Below are 20,458 nucleotides of genomic sequence, written 5' to 3'. Positions count from 1 at the left end.
AAAAAAAACAGCTTTTTTACTGTTTAATTAAAAAATTAAATACTTATCAAATAACTTTCTTTAAATATTTTTTGGTAAATATCTTTACTGAACATAAAAAGCTTGGACGGTTTTTTAGAAACGCCAACTTGCTTTTCATCCAGTTCTATTAGGTATTTTTTGGTCAACAATTTTCTTCTAAAATTCCTGTTGTCAATTTCTATACACAATATAGATTCATACACTTCTTGCAATTCTTTGACTGTAAATTTATTAGGTAACAATTCAAAAATGATTGGCTCAGTCAATGATTTTGCTTTTAAATCAGCATAAGCCTCGTTGATTATCAATTTATGATCAAATCCTAATTCTGGTAAACTATTCACTGGAAACCATTGTGGTTGATGTAAATTGTTTTCTATGTCAACCTCATGCGTTTTTACTAAAAAATAATAAGCAATTGTTATAGTTCGTTGATTGAAATTTTGGTTTTCTGCCCAAATAATGTCTTTTTCGTTCATCAAACGATTGGGATCTCCAAAAACTTTAAACTGATTTTTGTAAAGATTATCAAATCCAGTTAATTCCTTTAAAACTCGAGTGGCTGTATCATCTATTGTTTCATTTTCCAAGGCATGATATCCTGTAAGCACATAATCATTGACCAATATTTCTTGGCTTTCTTTAGATTCTAAATACCTATTTAACAGCAATACATTCAAAGATTTAGTAGTGATATTGAATCCAAAAACGACACAGTCAACTGAAATATTAGGAATTATTTTAGGAAACATAAGATGTATAGGAATTTAATTATTATAGTTTTTTTCGAAATTATAATCGGATTGGTAAATCTATTTATTACTACAAAAGTAATGATTTATTTATGATTTCATTTTAATAAATATACTCTAATAAAACACATTAAATGTCACATATACTTTTTGTGTATTTAAACATATATATGCTATATTTATATTACATTATCTTAAAACTCTAGATAAATTTATTAATATATTAAAAATATTCGTTATTTTTAATTTTAAATCATATTATTTTTTTACTTTTGAAAAATAATTGTCATAATGACGTTTATTAAAATTGAAATTTATTATTCTAAATCAAAGCAATGAAAATTAAGTTTGTTTTACTTTTAATTACTATAACATCCATTTATAGTTATTCACAAGTTGTTATTACCAATCCCAATTTTTCTCTGGGAACAACAGGGAGAATTGGAGTTGGACTTTCTCCAAATGGTGAAGGAAATATGTGGAAGCCTTTAAATCTTTCAGGTCAAGGTTCTTTAGGAGGACGCATGGAACAGAATGACTATATTGATATTCTACCTGCAATACATTTCACTCCAAAAATAATTAATACGGACAGCACCAATGTTACTTTCCAAATGCGATTGGGAATGTACTCTGCTAATGGCCAGTTTGTTGGTAACGTTAGTTCTCGATCGAATGGTGGTCTAACTTTTATTCTTCCCGAAGCTTTTGTTGAAGCAAGAAACATTATGGGAAGTAAATGGTCTGCATGGGCAGGATCACGTTTTCGTCGTTATGATGACATTCACATCAGTGATTATTTTTATTTTGATGATCATTCTGCACAAGGATTCGGCGTAAGCCATAAAAACACAGAACTCACAATGTTAATGCCTGCTTCGGCCGATTCAACGAATGTATTTCCATATAATTACCAAATTACCGTTGCTGGCGCCACAAATTCAGCGATTCGCCAACGAATGGTTTGGATAGGTGAGCACAGTATTCATTTGAAAAATAACAATATAATTAAGCTTTTAGGAGAATTTCATTATGTTGCTGCCAATTCCCAAACCGCTTCCAAAGTATATCCTGCTGATAAAGGTTGGGTCGTTGGCGTCAAATATAATAATACATTTAAAACTAAATTACCGGGTTCATTTAATCAGCTTTCTGCTCGATATGGTGCAGGAATTGCTAATGGTGGTGACAATGGAAATACTTTTACTTGGGCAACTTATGGTGCGCCAGATTCCGATGGAAAATATACAAATGCCTATTCATTTACAATGGTAGAACATTTTCTGTTAAATTTGTCGCAAAAATTTAGTCTAAATGGTTATGGAGTTTACACCAAAAGTAAAGGAGGCTCTGCGAGTACTAATACAGATGAATTTTTCAATGGGAATCAATTGTATAACCAAAAAACAGACTTTGTAGTGGGTTTCAGAAGCTTCTATTATATTACGAATTGGTTGCATTTAATAGAAGAAGTTCATTATGCTGTTCGAAAAGACGGAGATAATCCTGATGCTAGTATGTGGAAATTTTCTATTGCACCCACAATTGTTCCATTAGGTAAAAAAGACCCTTGGAGCCGTCCTCACATCCGTTTGGTTTATACATTAGCCCACTATAACGATTACGCACGCAACCATAATTATTCTCCTTATTTACAAGTGAATCAAAAAAGTTGGGGTTCCTACATTGGAGTTAAAACAGAATGGTGGTTATTTTAACACAAGGAATCTATAAAATAATAATTTAATTTAAAATATATAAATATGCCAATATTTGGAACAACAATTTTATCCTTTATCCCCAGATGGAGTAGTGATGGAGGACTTTATGCTATCGAAAAAACAGCCGAATATGGTTTTGACATGCTTGAAATTATTTTGCCTACTTCATTGGATTTCGATGCAAAAGCAACAAAAAAACAACTTGACAAACATGGAATTTCAGGACGATGTACTTTGAATTTACCTACTGAATGTCACATTCCTTTTTATCCTGAAAAAGCCGTGACCATCATTAAATCAGCCGTTGACAAAGTGGCCGAAATGGAAGGTGATTTTTTGGGAGGTGTATTACACTCGGCAATCGGAACATTCACAAAAAATCCATGTACAGTTGGTGAAAAAGCAATTATTAAGCAGGTATTTACTGAAGTTGCTAATTATGCCAACTTGTACAACATTACAATTGCACCTGAGCCGATTAATCGCTACGAAAGCTATGTATTTACTGCTTCAGAAGAAGTTTTGGAAATGATCGAGAGTATTGGCGCAAAAAACATTGGATTGCATCTCGATACTTTTCATATGAATATTGAAGAAAGTAATTTTTACAACCCAATAATTCGAGTAGGAAATAATTTAAAACACGTTCACATTACCGAAAGTGATCGGGGAATGACTGGCGAAGGCAACGTACATTGGGATGATTTATTCAAAGCTTTGGCAGAAATTAATTATCAAGGACCTTTAGTTCTTGAAAATTTTTCATCACAAATAAAAGAATTGGTTGAACCAACTTCTTTATGGAGACCTTCGAAATACAATTCAGAAGATCTTGCAAAAGGAAGCTTGTTGTTTATGAAAAAAATGGTCGATAAATGGTATAATTAAACATTAGTCGACCATAAAAAATTACTAAATATATTGTTTTACTTAAAAAAATAAAATGAAAAAGAAATTAACAGGTGTTTGTTTTGGCGAAATCCTCTTTGATGTATTCTTGGAACACAAAAAAATTGGTGGAGCTCCACTTAATGTTGCTTCGAGATTAAACTCGTTAGGAGGAGATATTGCAATGATAAGCAGTATTGGGAATGATACTAATGGAAAAATATTAGTCGATTACCTAAATAATTCGGGGATAAAAACTAAAGCTATCCAAGTAAGCGATACTTATCCAACAGGAATAGTCAACGTTATTTTAAACGAAAAAGGCAATGCGTCCTATGACATCAATTATCCAGCGGCTTGGGATAAAATTGAATCTTCACTTGAAAGTATTGAAATAGTTAAAAACGCAGATTTTTTGGTTTATGGCAGTTTGTCCAGTAGAGATTTAGTTTCTAAAAAAACGTTGAACGCACTTTTGAAAGTTGCTAAATATAAAATATTTGATGTTAATTTAAGAAGTCCTCATTATGCAAAAAAAACTATAAAAGATTTATTGGATACAGCAGATTTTATAAAATTCAATGATGATGAGTTGAACGAAATTTGCAAAGATTTAAATTCAAATAAAAAATCATTAGAACAAAACATTAAATTCATTTCTGAAGTTACAAATACAAATACAGTCTGCGTTACTCTAGGATCTCATGGTGCTGTACTTTATTTTGAAAATACATTTTATTACAATTGTGGATTCAAAGTAAATGTAGTTGACACTGTGGGCTCAGGAGATTCATTTTTGGCTTCATTAATCATGACGTTACTTAACGAAGAAGACCCTCAATTTGCCCTTAATCAAGCTTGTGCCATTGGAGCGATTGTTGCACAAAGTGAAGGTGCAAATCCAGTAATTCTACAATCTGAAATAGACGAGTTTTTATGTGGCTTTGAACTCACAAATTCCAATTCTTTAAAATCAAATCCATTTTCAAATAATTAAATAAAAAAAAAATGAATCAATTAAAAAAAATTCCAATTGTTAGTAAGGAACTAGCCTTTCAATTTATCATAATTACAATATTATTTGCCCTTTGGGGAATTGCAAACGAACTAACGGCTCCGATGGTGTCTACTTTCAAAAAGGTAATGCCTGAACTTTCTAATTTGCAAGCATCATTTGTTCAAATGGCGTTTTATTTTGGGTATTTTTTTATGGCTTTTCCAGCTGCACTTTACATTAGAAAATACAGTTACAAATCGGGAATTATACTAGGTCTAATTTTATATGCAACAGGAGCCTTCTTGTTTTATCCTGCTGCTCATTATCAAAGTTATACTTTTTTTCTTGTTTCACTTTGGGTGATAACATGTGGTTTGGCCTTTCTTGAAACAACATCAAATCCTTTAATTTTATTCTTAGGTAATAATAAAACGGCAACACAACGTTTAAATTTAGCTCAAGCATTTAATCCAATTGGAGCTATTACTGGATTAATCTTAGCTCAACAATTGGTCATTGGAAGCATAAAATCAAACAATTACACACCAGAAACATTCAAAGCCTTATCATCTGATGAATTAGCATCCATTAGAGAACACGATTTAAATATTATAAGTATTCCTTATATAGGATTAGGAATTTTTGTATTGGCAATTTTGATTATCATCATTTTTACTAAAATGCCTAAAACAGTTCATGAAGAAAAAATGTCTATCTCTGAATCCTTCAAAAAATTATTGGCAAACAAAAATTATAAAAATGGAGTTATTGCTCAAGCATTTTACGTTGGTGCACAAATTCTTTGCTGGACTTTTATGTATCAATATGTTGACAATATCAATCATACCTTTGGGTTAAATATTACAGCGACAAACTATAATATTGCAGCAATGATATTATTTTTAATGGGAAGATGGATTGGTACAGCCATGATGAAAAATATAAATCCTTCGAAAATGCTTATGTATTTTGGTGTTGGAGGAATGATTTGTGCTTCTGGAGCAATTCTATTGCAAGGAATACCTGGATTGATTTCATTAATTTCAATTTCAATTTTTATGTCAATTATGTTCCCAACAATTTACGGGATTGCTCTAAAAGATATGGGTGATGAAGCTAAAATAGGTTCTTCAGGTTTGGTTATGGCAATTGTAGGAGGTGCATTAATGCCTTTATTGCAAGCAAGTATATTAGATTGGGGTGGACCTGGTTTCTCTGATCTTAAAGTATTTGGTTTTATACCAGAAGTAAATTTCTCTTTTATATTACCCTTATTCTGTTTAGCAGTAGTGACGCTTTATGGATACACTTCATACCATCATTCTAAAATAATAAACTCATAAAAGAAGTTAAAATAGCTGATTTTTAATAAGAAAGGTAATAAATATTTCTAATCATAATAGAAACAGCAATAACATTCAAATAGCATCCTTAAATATTTTTATGGATGCTTTTTTTTTACAAGTAATCTATTTACTTCTAATTTACGAAAAATTTAATAAGATTTTTTTATAGATCTTTTTCCGATATTTAAAATAACAAAGGAGGAAGTAGTTGAAATAGTCATTAATATAACCATAGGAATCAAAGAATCTTTTACAAAATAACTAACTGCAAAAGAAGCCAATGAGCCAAATCCCAACTGAATAGCACCCATTAAAGCAGATGCACTTCCGGCATTGGCCCTAAAAGGAGCAAGGGTAAGTCCTGCAGTATTTGGGTTAGTTATACCGAGACATCCTAAAAACAAAAATAACATCGTAATCGTTCCATACAAATCCAAAAGATGAAATAAAGCCGCTATTAAAAAAATTATTGTAATTAATAATTGAGTTATTAAGGCACCAAAAATCATTTGTTCGCTAGAAAATTTCCTCAACAATAGCGAATTAAGTTGGCTCGCACCAATAAAACTCATAGACATAAAAGCAAATATCCAACCATAGGTTTTTGCGTCTACTTTATAAATATCCATAAATAATATCGGTGATGCAGCAACATAAATAAACAATCCAGAGAAAGCTACAGCACCTGTAAATGCGTAGGTAAAAAACTGTGGTTCTTTTAAAACTATTAAAAAATTATTTACAATAGGTTTTGGTTTTAATGAAATCGATTGATCAGGTTCATAATTACTTGGTAACCCAAAACGAGCTGCAATAAGTACAAAAATCCCTAAGAACATTAAAATTAAAAACACAGCATGCCAACTAAAACTATTTGTTACATAGCCACCAATGGTAGGCGCTAACATTGGAGAAAGCCCAACCACCAGCATTAATAAAGAAAATACTTTAGGAATGTCTTTTACAGGAAATAGATCGCGAACCATAGTAACTGAAGCTACTGTAGCAGCACAACTTCCAACAGCTTGGATGAAACGTAATCCAATAAAAGCATCAATATCTGTAACAAAAACACAACCTAAAGAGGCCAAAATATAGACAAAAAGTCCAATATATAAAGGTTTTTTTCTTCCAAAACGATCTAATAATGGTCCATAAAGTAATTGTCCGGCCGATATACCAATAAAATAACTTGATAATGTCATGGCAACATTTGCAACACTAGTATTCAAATCCTTTGCAATTCCTGAAAATCCAGGTAAATACATATCTATAGAAAAAGGTCCAAGTGCGGTAAGCGAACCTAAGATTAGAATTAATTTGATATATTTTTTTCTATCCATCAAAATATTTAGTTGTTTAATTTTTTGCAAATATATGCTATTAGATTTTTGAATACATTTTGATAGTACTATTATGGATGAAGTTTAATGTCATTATTTGACCTATAATTTATATTATGTAAAATAGAATATACAAAACATCCACTATTTGTTCTGAATCATCATAATAAAAAAAGCATCAACAATATAATTGCTAATGCTTTAATGAAAACAGATTTTATCTTATTTTACCTTAAATGGGATATTCCATTTTTCCCAACTCAGTACAATATTATTTTTATTTATGGTATAGGCTAAACTTTCAGTACTTGAGTCAGTTGTATTTTGTTTAACCGTGACTCTCAATTGATCTTCACTTTCTTTGTATTTATATGCTCCCCATTGTTTCGCTTCTTTATTAAAAATTATAATACATTCTTTTTCGTTTGGTATAACAAAAAAAGAATATTTTCCTGCAGGTAATTTTGCACCTTCAATAGTCAAGTCTTTATCAGTTTCAAAAGTTGTGGCATCGTTGGCTCCAGCACGCCAAACTTTGTTAAACGGAACCAATTCTCCCCATATTTTCCTTCCTTTTACAGATGGACTGCTATAATTAATGCTAATGGTGGCGTCATTAATTTTTCCATTGGCAACAGCTGCAGGACTCGCCGGTTTATTTTGTGCATTAATGAACGTTACCGTTAAGAATGCGATAAAAATCCAATTAATTTTTTTTTGTAATCCCATGATTTAAAATAATTTAGTTTGAATCATAAATTTATAATATCTAATTTTATTTTACTATTAATCATAGAATTTTTAAGAAAAAATTAAGAAATTTATAAAATATTCGATTTACTCAATTAATGACTATATTATAATTTATTAATTCATTATTTTTACAAGCGATAATATTAAAATCCTTATGAATACTATAGCCGAACATATCGCTGATTTCTTAAAAAAATATCCGCCTTTTGACAATTTAAGTTTTCAAGAACTATCAGAAATTGCTACAAGTATTCGAGTTATTAACCTAGAAAAGCATAAACTTTTATTCCATATTAATGATATATTACATGATAGTTTCTATGTTGTTGCATCAGGTGTTATCAATTTAACAGTAATTGCCGATGCTGAAGAAACTTTAATCAATAAATGTGTTGAAGGTGATGTTTTTGGTTTACGTCCATTTTTTGCCAAAAATAATTATATGATGACTGCCAAGGCAAGAGAAGAAAGTATTATTTATGCTATTCCAATTGCTACTTTCCGCACGTTTGTCACTCATAATTCTAATGTTTTGGAATATTTATTGGAAAGTTTTGCCTCAAATTCAAGTAATCCAAATGAAATTGAAAATCTTCATGGAAAATTGGTATCAGATAACATATACTACTCCGACCAAAAGTCAGAAATGCAATATTTTCAATCTTTATCCTATAACACAACTCCTCTTAAAATAACCACATCAAGTATTGTACAAGAAGTAGCTCAACTTATGACGAATACAATTACAAATAGTGCTATTGTTTGTCAAAACGATCTTCCTATTGGTATTGTTACACATACTGATATGTCTACAAAAATTGCAACTGGACGATATTCTATTTCAACAACTATTGATAAAATCATGACATCACCAGTAGTTACAATTATGGAAAATGTATCATTGGCAGAAGCTCAATTACTGATGTTAAAATACAATGTAACTCATTTATGTGTTACCAATGATGGAACCGATAAATCAACTGTAAAAGGAATTATTTCTGAACATGATTTAATTGTTGCCCAAGCCAGTAATCCTGGAGTTTTAATTAAAGAAATAAAACGTTCTAAGTCTGCAGAAGATTTAAAATCAATTAGAAAAAGATTGACGGAACTTATTCAAAAATCTTTGCATAAAAACATACCGCTTTCTCACATCAACAATATTGCTAGTGAAATTAATTTAGCAATTATTAAGCGGTCAGTAGAATTAGCAATTTTAGATTTAGGCTCTCCTCCTGTTCGTTTTGTATGGTTAAGTATTGGTAGCCAAGGACGAAAAGAACAATTATTATCTACAGATCAGGATTCAATTTTAATCTTTGAAGATGTTACACCAGATAAATATAGAGACGTAAAGGACTATTTTATAAAGTTGGCAAAAAGAACAACTGTTTCCCTTGAAAATGTAGGATATGAATTATGTCCTAATGGTCATATAGCAAGTAATATGCTTTGGTGCAAGTCTTTGACAGACTGGACAAAACAATACAGTAATTGGATCAATACTCCAGGTGAAAACAGCAATGAAATAAGTAGTATTTTCTTTGATCTCGAAATTGCTTTTGGAGAACATAAGTTGGAAGAAGCCATACAAAATGTCATTTTTAATAATGTTAAAAATAATGTATTGTTCTTTGATTTTCTTGGAAATGATGCTTTAAGGAAAAATTCACCTTTGACCTTTTTCAAAAATTTCAATGTGGAAGAATTAGGAGTAAACAAGGATAAATTCGATATAAAAACACGTGCTTTAATGCCTCTTATTGATGCAGCTCGTTTGTTTAGTTTGAGTTATTCCGTAAAAGGGGTCAATAATACTTATCTCAGATTCAAGCAATTATCTATTGTTGATCCTAGAAATAGTGAAATTTATCTCAATTGTGCGGAAGCATTTTTAACTTTATCAAAATTTAGAACATTGGAAGGATTGAAAAATGATAGTTCCGGTCAATTTATAAATTTGCATGAATTATCAAAAGCAGATAAAGAACATTTGAAAAATGCATTTGCTCCAATGAGAGAATTAGAAGAACTAATTAAAACTAAGTTTAAACTTACCCAATTTTCATAATTATGTTAGACTGGTTAAAAAATATAAATAAAGAATATCCAGAATTTTGGAAAACATACCTCTCTAAATTTGAAAAAAAATCAAATAGATATGTTGTGTTTACTACTGAAACCTCTGGATTAAGTCTCGAAAAAGATGTTATTTTATCCATCGCCTCTTTTGCAGTAATTGATGACCGCATTGTTATTGCTGATAGTTTTGAAATTGTAATTGCTCAATATAAATTTTTTCACGATAATGGAATTTCAAATGAATTTACGATTGAAACTAAAATGAAAAAGCTAAGCGAATACGAGGGTATTCAAGCTTTTGTTGAGTATATTGGAAATTCCGTACTAGTTGGCCATCACATCGATTTTGATGTCGAAATGATAAACGTAGCATTAGAAAAATTGGAATGTGGAAGATTAAAAAATGAAGCTTTGGATATTGATATTATGTATCGAAAATTGAAAGATATTAACAACAAACAATTTTCACTGGATGAATTATGTACCATTTATAAAATACCTCAAAGCGATCGTATTTCATCATCAGATGATGCCTATAAAATTGCACTTTTATTTCTAAAGTTAAAATCAAGGTTAGGCTTGAATTAGATACAAACTATTTGCTCGAATCTCCCATGATGACTTATTGATACTGGTTTTAATACTGCATTTTTAGGATCTCTATAAAAAGGCAATCCATTATCTTTTTGAATAGCAGTGTTACTTTTTAAGAATTGAATTGAATCAAAATCTGAAACCTTCAATACAGCAATTGTATTAATATATTGGGATGTAATTTCTGTTTTAGTGAAATATATTTGCTCATTTATAATGACATTCCCGTAATAAAAATCGTTTATGATGTCTACTGTAAAGCATTCTAATTGCAAAGGAAAATAACCTCTTTTTTGGGTTTGTCTATTATAAATTTTATAGGATGCTTCCTTCCTACTCCATAAATTCCAGACCATTGTTTCTGGATATTCGGACTTTAAAATGAGTAATTGTTCCTTTTCAGTAAAGATTTTATCTAAAAAACCGTGCCTTCTCCAATTACTATCTTTTTGTGCTAACGCTAAATCTACGATATCATTGCCAATCATTTTTCAGATAATTTTAATTCTATAATCTCGATTGCCGATTGCACATCGAGCATTCGTTCCATAGATTGATTGTCGATTACAATATCGAATTCTTCTTCAATATCTAAAATCACATCGACTAAATTAGCCGAATTTATTTGTAAATCACTAATAAAATCAGTGCTTTCCGTTAGATTATCAAATGCATTCTGATTGTTACTATACGGTTTTACTATACTCCTTAACTTCTCGATAATTTCTTGTTTGTCCATATTTATTGATTAATTAGTTTACTTCATTAAAAAAACTTTAAACCATATTGTCTTACTAGCAGAATATTAGTTATTAATTATTGATTTTAGGATAAAGCTCCCTTCCTTTTTAGAAAGTTTGAGAATGTAATTTATATTTTTTAAAGATTACACATCCATTCACATCACCGAAACCGAAACTTGCTTTTGCGATTATATTCAATTCTTTTTCTATTAATTTTTGTGGTATTCGGCTTGAATCTATAATTGCTGTAATTTCAGGATGCAAATCTTCACAATTGATATTCGGAAAAATGAAATTATGATGCAATTGTAATACAGTTGCCACACTTTCAATACTTCCAGCTGCCGATAAGCAATGACCCACAATAGACTTTAATGAGTTTATAAAAGGAAACGCCGCTCCACTCCTACCTAAAGCGTCACTCCAATTCTGAATTTCCAAGCTATCTTTGGATGTGGCAGTCAAATGCCCATTTATAGCATCAATTTCTTTTGGATGAATTCCCGCATTCTCCATTGCTTTTTTAATACATCTTTGCACTGCTATTGGGTTTGGAGCTGTCATTGATCCTTGACCACGTTGTCCTCCAGAATTTAGGTTTCCACCAAGTATTTCTGCATAAATTTTAGCTCCTCTTGCCAAAGCTGATTCTAAGTCTTCTACAATTAAAGCTCCCGCTCCACTGCCTGGAACAAATCCAGAAGCGCTAGCAGACATTGGTCTTGAACCTTTTTCTGGTGTTTCATTATGTTTATAGGTACATACTTTCATTGCATCAAATCCACCCCAAATGTAAGGTCCAGAATCGCTAGTACTTCCAGCTAAAATACGTTTCGCTTGTCCCGATTGTATCCGTTCATAGGCCATTAATATACTTTCGGTTCCTGTTGTACAAGCTGAAGAATTGGTTGTTACGATATTTCCCAATCCTAATTTCCCACCCAAATAAGCACTTATACCACTATTCATCGTTTGTGCCACGGCAGTACTTCCTAATCTTCTGGTTTGAAAATCATCAATTTTGTATATGCTTTCGCGAAATTTATCAATTCCAGAAGTTCCAGTTCCAAAAATAGTTCCACTCTCCCAATCGGGTTCATCATGGACTTCCATCGACAATCCTGCATCCTTCCATGCGTCAATACCTGCAATAACACCATACAAAATTCCTGAGGAATTAAAGTTTCGAAGTTCTAATTCCGTGAAATAACGCAATGATAATTCTGGAGGCACTTCAGGTTTCCCTGCAATTTGACATGAAAATTGCAATCGCTCTAATTCAGAATCATGTTTAATTCCAGAAACACCATTTTTTATAGCATGGGTAAACGCATCAAGACCAACACCATTTGGTGCTACGATTCCAAGACCTGTAATAACAACGCGTTTTTTCATAAAAAAATCAGTTTCAATAACAATATCAATTACAAAGGCAAAAGCAATAGCAATGGCAATGGCAATGGCAATGGCAATCTAAAATAAATAAATATTAAACTATCATTCCTGCAATTGTACCGTTGCAAACTTCATCACCTTTTTCGTTTTTCATTAAGACTTTACATTTTAGTTTACCAAATCTAAAATAGACTTTCTCTGAAATTACTGTCACTTTTTCATTGGGAAATACGGGTTTCAAAAAATCTATTTCTGTTGATGTTAAGGCGATTGAAGTGTTTTTATTAAATTTATTATTTACTAAAAATATCCCCAAACAAACTAATCCGATTTGCGCCATAACTTCCGTTAAAATTACTCCTGGCGTTATTGGATTATCTTTAAAATGTCCTTTGTAAAAATCAGAATTTTCATCAAATGTATAAATTCCTTCTACCCTATTTTCATTTATTAATAGCAATTCATCCACAAATAAAAATGGTTTAGAATAGGGCAGTTTAGCTATAATTTCTTGTTTTGTCATATATTATTTTACCCGAATTACAAAAATTAAATACATTTTGTATTTGCATAAATTATAAAATTATTTAAATCAAAATTCGTGAGAATTAGTGTAATTCCTGGTTGACTTTTAAAATTTTAATAAAACCTTTTGAGCTGAAAATCCAGGCCCAAAACTTAACATTAATCCTATTGCCCCTTTTTTAGGTTTCTTATCCATAATTTGTTCTAAGACATACAAGACAGTTGCGCTAGACATATTGCCATATAATTGCAACACTTCCTTGGTGTCCATGATATCCTTTCCTAATTCAGAAAACAAACTATCTACAGTTTGCACTATTTTTTTTCCACCAGGATGAAAAATCAAATGGTCTAAATCTGCTGTTTTAAAATTATTTTTCTCCAAAAAAGGATTAATAATATCTAAAAAATGAGTTGCAATCGACTCAGGAACGTCTATGTCTAATATCATTTGCAATCCGGAATTAGTAAGTTTAAAACCCATCAAATGTTCCGCATCATAAAAATGATACATTTCTTCATCAAGAATTTCAGGACCATCATCTTCGTTATGAGATGAAAGCAATACACAAGCTGCCCCATCACCAAAAATTGCCGCACTCACAATATTTGCCATCGAAAAATCATCCAATTGAAAAGTAGCCGTTGGGCTTTCAACAGCGATAACAGCAGCTCTTTTGCCTGGATTTGCTTTTAAAAAGTTTTTTGCATAAATAATTCCTGAAATTCCTGCTGCACAACCCATTTCGGTAACTGGAAGTCGGACAATATCTTGGCGCAATTTCAATTTATTAATTAAATAAGCATCCAAAGAAGGAATCATAATTCCAGTACAACTCACAGTAATAATATAATCTAAATCATTTGGTTGCCAATTGGCATTTTCTAATGCTTTTTCTAATACTTTAGTGCCTAAATCAATAACTTCACGTATATAAATATCGTTTCTTTCTTCAAATGAAGTATTTGTAAAAACTTCGATCGGATCCATAATGGAATAGCGTTTATCAACTGCCGCACCTTCAAATATTTTTTTAACTTTCCTGATAAAACGGGAATCTTTGCCTGCAAGCCAATCATCTAGAAATGGAATTATCTCTTCAGTAGTTCTAGAGTATTTCGGTAATTGTTTGGATACACATTTTATTTTTACACTCATATTTTTTAGACTTTTTTTGGCCTTTTGATTATTAGACGATAGACAGATAGATAATAGATTGAAAAACGGATTATTAAAAGTCTATTATCTCTTTGTCTTTTTTAACAATCCATTGATAACGGAAAGCCCATTTCCACTGGATTTTATAATTAGTTAATTTTAATTTATTTGAAAAAAGTATTAATTCTTCTTTTTTAAAGCCTCTCTTTATAGATACTAATCCATCCAATCGTGACATCTCATTTAATCGAAAAACAAAACACAATCCTTGAAAAATTCGATAAGCTAACGCACTTCTATGCAAATCATTTATTACAATTCCAAAGTTTGAATTTTTATTTAAAACTGTCAATATTTCTTCAATTTCCTCATTTTTAAAATGATGTAAAGTCAAGGTACATAATGAAATATCATATTTTAATTCATGAAATGATTTATCAAAAATATCTTCACAACGATAGCTAATATTGGGATGATTTTCAGATAATTTACGAGCGTGATTAATTGTGAAATTATTTGCATCAATTCCAATTAATCTGAAATTCAAATTGTTTTCTCTACCATATTTATCGAGTGTTCGAAGCATATCTCCATTACCACAACCTAAATCTACAATTAATATTTCCTTTTGTGCAGGTATTGCTGTAATCAATTCTTTAACTCCTTGTAAAGTTAATTGGTTTCCACCCAATAGTTGATTTATCTTGGCAATTTTATCCAATGCCTCACGTAAGATTTCTCCTTCCATAGTAAAATCATCCATTATTTCAGAATCATCAGATCTATTTTTTATGTCTAAAATCATTGATTATTTTTATAATATTGGTTTTCCATGTGTTTTTTTGATGATTTTTGGCAATAAATTGGGGAACTTCACGATGAACTGTATCAAAAATGAAGTCAATTTTTCATTCAACATTATTTTTGACAAAATTCTTGCTGTTTTGAGTCTTTTTCTAAAATTGTAATTCCATTCTCGTGTGTATTTTTTTTCTAATTCTTTTCTAGAAACAATTGATTTGTCATAAAATTTTAAAATTAATTCAGACACGATTTTGGCGCTATGAATTGCCATTGCCATACCATTTCCACAAAGTGGATGAATCAATCCGGCAGTATCACCAATCATTAAAATATGGTTTTCAACGGTATCTTTTTTCTCAAATGAAATTTGACTTATGGTCAAAGGTTTTTCAAATAGGATTTTAGAATTTTCGAAAATCAATTTTAAATTGGGATTTTTTAGAATAATCTCAGATTGAAATTCTTCTATATTTTGGTATCGTTTAAATGTTTCGTAATCAACTAAATAACAAATATTTATCTTGCTGTTCTCCACTTTAGAAACACCGCAATAACCACCTTTAAAATTATGCAATCCCACTAAATTGTTTGGAAACTCACCTGCATAATGTCCTTTTACAGCTAACCAAGGAGATTTTTTTTGAATAAAATTACGATTTAATTTTTGGTCAATATTCGAACGTTTTCCATAGGCTCCTATAGTAATTCTTGATTTTAATTTTATATTATTTGCTGTAGTAATGAAAAACTCCTCATTTACATACTCAATTTCAGTAACGGTGTCTTGAATGACTTGGCAGCCATTTTCTATTGCTTTTTGAACTAAATAATAATCCAATTCAAAGCGACTTATCCCAAAACCTCCCAATGGTAAATCAGCTGAAATTATTTTACCTTTAGCTGACGAAAACTCCATTTTAGTAATAACTGAAGGCATCAAATCAGCCATTTTTACATCTAAGTATTCAAAATAGGGTAAAACTTCGTTAGAAATATATTCTCCACAAACTTTATGTTTTGGGTATTCATTTTTTTCTATAATAGTAACTTCCAAACCAAATTTCGATAAATGGATAGCGGCTGTAAGTCCTGCCAATCCTCCACCAATAATTATAACATCTGAATTTACTTTCATAGTCTTGCTAAATTAGTAATTTATCTAAATCTATTCCTATTTAAATTAAAAACTGTTGCAAAAAAAAAACGAAATAGAAATTCTATCTCGTTTTTTACTGTAACTATTTTAGGATTAACCCACTTAACTTTCAAATTTAATTTTAAGTTAAGTGAGTCTATATATACTTTACCCTTCGAAATCTGTAATAAGTGCTTACTAATTCAAAATATTATGAAACTAAAGATTAAGTACCAAATCCCAACACACTAAAAGTGTGAAAACATTAAATGTTCAATTATCCAATTTTTTTCATAGCCGTCATTGACTCTCTCAACCAAGTTCCTATTTCTTCGATAGGATGTTGACGAATACTACTATTTACAGCAATTAGAAGTGCATTATCAACACCATTTGAAGTTGAGTATGGTTTTCCAATTATTTTAGTTTCAACAGTTTTCATAAATTCGGTCAATAACGGTTTGCACGCATGATCAAATAAATAACAACCGTATTCAGCTGTATCAGAAATTACACGATTCATTTCGAATAATTTTTTTCTTGCAATAGTATTAGCAATCAAAGGCAATTCGTGTAATGATTCATAGTAAGCTGATTCCTCAATGATTCCTGATTCAGTCATAGTTTCAAAAGCCAATTCAACACCCGCTTTAACCATAGCAATCATCAAAACTCCATTGTCAAAATATTCTTGCTCAGATATATGAGCTGCAGTTGGAGCCGTTTTTTCGAAGTTAGTTTCTCCTGTTGCTGCTCTCCAAGTCAATAAATTAACATCATTATTATTCCAGTCGATCATCATGTTTCTAGAAAATTCTCCAGAAATAATATCATCCATATGTTTTTGAAATAAAGGACGCATAATGTCTTTTAATTCTTCTGCAATTTCATATGCTTGCACTTTAGAAGGATTGTTCAAACGATCCATCATATTTGTGATTCCACCATGTTTCAAAGCTTCAGTAATAGTTTCCCAACCGTATTGAATTAATTTTGAAGCATAAGCTGGTTCGATTCCTTTTTCGACCATTTTGTCAAAACATAAAATAGATCCTGTTTGTAACAATCCACAAAGAATCGTTTGTTCTCCCATCAAGTCTGATTTTACTTCAGCTACAAATGAAGAACGCAATACACCTGCTCTATCTCCACCAGTTGCAACTGCATAAGCTTTAGCTTGCTCAAAACCTTCGTTATTAGGGTCGTTTTCTGGGTGAACAGCGATTAGTGTTGGTACACCAAAACCTCTTTTATATTCTTCACGAACTTCAGATCCTGGGCATTTTGGAGCACACATAATTACAGTGATGTCTTTACGAATTTGCATTCCTTCTTCAACAATGTTGAAACCGTGAGAATACGCTAAAGTAGATCCTTTTTTCATCAAAGGCATAATAGCAGTTACTACTGCAGTATGTTGTTTGTCTGGTGTAAGGTTACATACTAAATCAGCAGTTGGGATTAATTCTTCATAAGTTCCCACTTTGAAACCATTATCAGCAGCATTCATATAGGAAGCTCTTTTTTCAGCTATTGCTTCGGCACGTAAAGTATAAGAAATATCTAAACCAGAATCTCTCATATTCAAACCTTGGTTCAAACCTTGAGCACCACAACCTACGATAACTACTTTTTTCCCTCTAAGAGCATCTATTCCATTTGAAAATTCGGATTTATCCATAAATTCGCAAACGCCTAATTGTTCTAATTGTAATCTAAGTGGTAATGAATTGAAATAATTTGCCATTTTTTAATTGTTGTTTATATTTAATAATTTTTGGTTTTTATACCTGTTTTCTATTTTAACTCTTCTAATAATAACGATGAAATTTCCATTTTTTGTTTAGAAACCGATATTCTTCCTGATCGTGCAAACTGCATAATTCCGAATGGTTTTAATTTATCATACAATTCAATAATTTCTGAACGTTTTCCAGTTTTTGAAATCACGAAAAAGTCTCTACAGACCGTAACAATTTCAGAGTTACTCTCTTTAATGATATTTTGAATTTTTCTTTCGTCAAATAATAAACTAGATTCGATTTTGAAGATAGCACTTTCTAAGAAAATTGTCTCTTCATCTATATGATAGAATGCTTTAATTACTTCGATTTGTTTTTCGATTTGACCTACGATATTATGCACCCATTTATCTGTAGTTTTGACCACTATAATGAATCTTGAAACATTTTCAATTTCAGATTCGGATACATTTAGACTTAATATATTAATGTGACGTTTCAAGAATATACCCGATATTCTATTCAATAAGCCAACATTGTTTTCTGAATAAACAGAAATGGTGAATATTTTATTTTCCATTTTTTTATTGTTTAAAGTTTAAAATTGTTCAAAGTTTAAAATTGTTTAATGAAGATCTAGTTTCTATTTTTAAACGCCTTTAAACCTTAAACTATAAACTATTTTTAAGATAATCGCATATCAGAAACCGATGCTCCCGTTGGAATCATTGGAAACACATTGTTTTCTTTTTCTATCATTACTTCTAGGAAATACGAATCTTTTGAAGCAAGCATTTCGGCAACTGCTGCATCTAAATCTTCTCTTTTAGTTATTTTTTTTGATTTAATATGATACCCTTCGGCAATAGCAACAAAATTTGGATTTACCATTACGGTTGAAGCATATCTTTTATCAAAAAATAATTCTTGCCATTGGCGCACCATTCCCAAAAATTCATTGTTAAGGATAACAATTTTAACAGGTACTTTAGTTTGAAAAATAGTTCCTAATTCTTGAATGTTCATTTGGAAACCACCATCACCAATTATAGCAACCACTTCTCTTTCTGGTTTACCCATTTTGGCACCAATAGCCGCTGGTAAAGCAAATCCCATTGTTCCCAATCCACCTGAAGTAATATTACTTTTAGTTGAATTAAATTTGGCGTAACGACAAGCAAACATTTGGTGTTGTCCAACATCTGAAACAATTATAGCATCCCCATTAGAATGTTTGTTAATCATTTCGACAGTTTCACCCATAGAAATTCCACCTTTTGTTGGTTTCAATTCTTCATTGATAACTGCCTCAAGTTCTATTTTGTATTTTTCCTTGAATTCATTGTGCCAAGATTCGTGTGATTTACTTTCGATCAAAGGCAAAAGCGCTTGTAAGGATTCTTTAACATCTGCCAAAACAGCAACTTCTGTTTTAACATTTTTATCTATTTCAGATGGATCTATTTCAAAGTGAATTACTTTGGCTTGTTTAGCATAAGTAGCCAAATTACCCGTAACACGGTCGTCAAAACGCATTCCAAGTGCAATTAATACATCACATTCATTAGTCAATAGATTAGGTCCGTAATTTCCATGCATTCCTAACATTCCAACATTTAATGGGTGTTCAGTAGGTAAAGCAGAAAGTCCTAATATAGTCCAAGCAGCAGGAATACCAGATTTTTCAATTATAGCTTTCAACTCTGCTTCGGCTTGACCAAGAATTATTCCTTGTCCAAAAACGATAAAAGGTTTTTTGGCACTGTTAATCAAAGCTGCGGCTTCTTTCACTCTATCCTTATTTAATGTAGGCTTAGGAGTATAACTTCTAATTCCTGTACATTTTTTATAACTAAAATCCAATTCGTCAAACTGGGCATTTTTTGTAATGTCAATCAAAACTGGACCCGGACGACCTGATCTAGCGATATAAAAAGCTTTGGCTATAATTTCAGGTATTTCATGCGCTTCTGTAACTTGGTAATTCCATTTCGTTACTGGAGTCGAAATTCCGATAATATCTGTTTCTTGAAAAGCATCAGAACCCAATAAATGTTTTCCTACTTGACCTGTAATACAAACCATTGGAGTTGAATCGATTTGAGCATCTGCAATTCCAGTTACTAAATTAGTAGCTCCTGGACCTGAAGTAGCAATAGCAACACCTACTTTTCCTGTAGCTCTAGCATACCCTTGGGCAGCGTGAGCAGCTCCTTGTTCGTGACGCACCAATACATGGTGAAGTTCATCTTTAAATTTATATAATTCATCGTAAACTGGCATGATAGCTCCACCAGGGTAGCCATAAACCAAATCTACACCTTCAGCTAATAAGCATCTGATAATTGCTTCTGCTCCTGATATTTTCATAGTGTATTTTTTTTCAAAAAATCAAAGGCAATGACAAAATTCAATTTAATTAGTAAACTGATTATTACTATTTTTATTGATATTGTAA

19 protein-coding genes are annotated in these 20,458 nt (G+C 31.1%); 6 read left to right on the top strand and 13 right to left on the bottom strand.

The genetic code is table 11. The features are described from left to right. Positions 1-35 precede the first annotated feature (35 nt). Positions 36-773, bottom strand: a complete 738-nt coding sequence (locus E0F76_RS15315) for an NUDIX hydrolase (RefSeq protein WP_132008050.1) — start codon at positions 771-773, stop codon at positions 36-38. Between the two features lie 335 nt (positions 774-1,108). On the opposite strand from E0F76_RS15315, the gene E0F76_RS15310 reads away from it, so the two are divergent. From E0F76_RS15310 to fucP, 4 genes are read left to right on the top strand one after another with little or no spacing between them, the layout of a single operon-like run. Beyond that, complete coding sequence (locus E0F76_RS15310) at positions 1,109-2,491, top strand: carbohydrate porin (RefSeq protein ID WP_132008047.1); 1,383 nt, start codon at positions 1,109-1,111, stop codon at positions 2,489-2,491. 45 nt (positions 2,492-2,536) lie between these two features. Further along, entirely contained in the window at positions 2,537-3,382 is an 846-nt protein-coding gene (locus tag E0F76_RS15305; protein ID WP_132008044.1) for a sugar phosphate isomerase/epimerase family protein, read from the top strand. 55 nt (positions 3,383-3,437) lie between these two features. Further along, positions 3,438-4,379: a carbohydrate kinase family protein gene (locus E0F76_RS15300; RefSeq protein WP_132008041.1), complete on the top strand. Its 942-nt coding sequence runs from the start codon at positions 3,438-3,440 to the stop codon at positions 4,377-4,379. Between the two features lie 11 nt (positions 4,380-4,390). Continuing rightward, a complete protein-coding gene (fucP, locus tag E0F76_RS15295; protein WP_132008038.1) occupies positions 4,391-5,722 on the top strand; it encodes an L-fucose:H+ symporter permease in 1,332 nt (443 codons plus the stop codon). Between the two features lie 152 nt (positions 5,723-5,874). Here fucP and E0F76_RS15290 read toward each other — a convergent pair whose 3' ends face one another. Continuing rightward, positions 5,875-7,068, bottom strand: a complete 1,194-nt coding sequence (locus E0F76_RS15290) for a multidrug effflux MFS transporter (protein ID WP_132008035.1) — start codon at positions 7,066-7,068, stop codon at positions 5,875-5,877. Positions 7,069-7,290: 222 nt separating this feature from the next. After that, on the bottom strand, positions 7,291-7,797 hold the full coding sequence (locus tag E0F76_RS15285) for a DUF2911 domain-containing protein (RefSeq protein WP_132008032.1): 507 nt from the start codon (positions 7,795-7,797) through the stop codon (positions 7,291-7,293). 178 nt (positions 7,798-7,975) lie between these two features. Between E0F76_RS15285 and E0F76_RS15280 the strand changes: the two genes are divergently transcribed. Together E0F76_RS15280 and E0F76_RS15275 are read left to right on the top strand one after the other, a co-directional pair. After that, complete coding sequence (locus E0F76_RS15280; protein WP_132008029.1) at positions 7,976-9,892, top strand: DUF294 nucleotidyltransferase-like domain-containing protein; 1,917 nt, start codon at positions 7,976-7,978, stop codon at positions 9,890-9,892. Between the two features lie 2 nt (positions 9,893-9,894). Continuing rightward, the gene (locus E0F76_RS15275; protein ID WP_132008026.1) at positions 9,895-10,491 is read left to right on the top strand and encodes a 3'-5' exonuclease; all 597 of its coding nucleotides are present in this window, start codon (positions 9,895-9,897) and stop codon (positions 10,489-10,491) included. Here E0F76_RS15275 and E0F76_RS15270 read toward each other — a convergent pair. From E0F76_RS15270 to ilvB, 10 genes are all read right to left on the bottom strand, one after another. Further along, positions 10,488-10,985, bottom strand: coding sequence for a 4'-phosphopantetheinyl transferase family protein (locus E0F76_RS15270; protein ID WP_132008023.1), 498 nt, complete (start codon positions 10,983-10,985; stop codon positions 10,488-10,490). The two genes, E0F76_RS15275 and E0F76_RS15270, sit on opposite strands and share 4 nt — an antisense overlap. Next, entirely contained in the window at positions 10,982-11,236 is a 255-nt protein-coding gene (locus E0F76_RS15265; RefSeq protein WP_132008020.1) for an acyl carrier protein, read from the bottom strand. The genes E0F76_RS15270 and E0F76_RS15265 overlap by 4 nt, the downstream gene beginning before the upstream one ends. A 109-nt stretch (positions 11,237-11,345) precedes the next feature. Continuing rightward, entirely contained in the window at positions 11,346-12,635 is a 1,290-nt protein-coding gene (locus E0F76_RS15260; protein WP_132008017.1) for a beta-ketoacyl-[acyl-carrier-protein] synthase family protein, read from the bottom strand. A gap of 94 nt (positions 12,636-12,729) precedes the next feature. Beyond that, positions 12,730-13,158 (bottom strand): 3-hydroxyacyl-ACP dehydratase FabZ family protein, encoded by a 429-nt coding sequence (locus E0F76_RS15255; RefSeq protein WP_132008014.1) that lies wholly within the window; start codon positions 13,156-13,158, stop codon positions 12,730-12,732. A 108-nt stretch (positions 13,159-13,266) separates the two neighbouring features. Further along, positions 13,267-14,319, bottom strand: a complete 1,053-nt coding sequence (locus tag E0F76_RS15250; RefSeq protein ID WP_132008011.1) for a type III polyketide synthase — start codon at positions 14,317-14,319, stop codon at positions 13,267-13,269. Positions 14,320-14,392: 73 nt separating this feature from the next. Next, positions 14,393-15,124: a methyltransferase domain-containing protein gene (locus E0F76_RS15245; protein WP_132008008.1), complete on the bottom strand. Its 732-nt coding sequence runs from the start codon at positions 15,122-15,124 to the stop codon at positions 14,393-14,395. A 9-nt stretch (positions 15,125-15,133) separates the two neighbouring features. Further along, entirely contained in the window at positions 15,134-16,258 is a 1,125-nt protein-coding gene (locus E0F76_RS15240; RefSeq protein WP_132008005.1) for an NAD(P)/FAD-dependent oxidoreductase, read from the bottom strand. A gap of 277 nt (positions 16,259-16,535) precedes the next feature. Further along, positions 16,536-18,005: a ketol-acid reductoisomerase gene (gene ilvC / locus E0F76_RS15235; RefSeq protein ID WP_132008002.1), complete on the bottom strand. Its 1,470-nt coding sequence runs from the start codon at positions 18,003-18,005 to the stop codon at positions 16,536-16,538. Positions 18,006-18,055: 50 nt separating this feature from the next. After that, on the bottom strand, positions 18,056-18,580 hold the full coding sequence (ilvN, locus tag E0F76_RS15230) for an acetolactate synthase small subunit (protein WP_132007999.1): 525 nt from the start codon (positions 18,578-18,580) through the stop codon (positions 18,056-18,058). 104 nt (positions 18,581-18,684) lie between these two features. Then, positions 18,685-20,370: a biosynthetic-type acetolactate synthase large subunit gene (ilvB, locus tag E0F76_RS15225; RefSeq protein WP_132007996.1), complete on the bottom strand. Its 1,686-nt coding sequence runs from the start codon at positions 20,368-20,370 to the stop codon at positions 18,685-18,687. Positions 20,371-20,458 lie beyond the last annotated feature (88 nt).

Origin of the sequence: Flavobacterium cellulosilyticum (assembly GCF_004349355.1) — a bacterium.
Taxonomy (GTDB): domain Bacteria; phylum Bacteroidota; class Bacteroidia; order Flavobacteriales; family Flavobacteriaceae; genus Flavobacterium; species Flavobacterium cellulosilyticum.
Note: the sequence above shows the minus strand (reverse complement) of the source record. Positions and strands in the feature narration are given on the sequence as shown.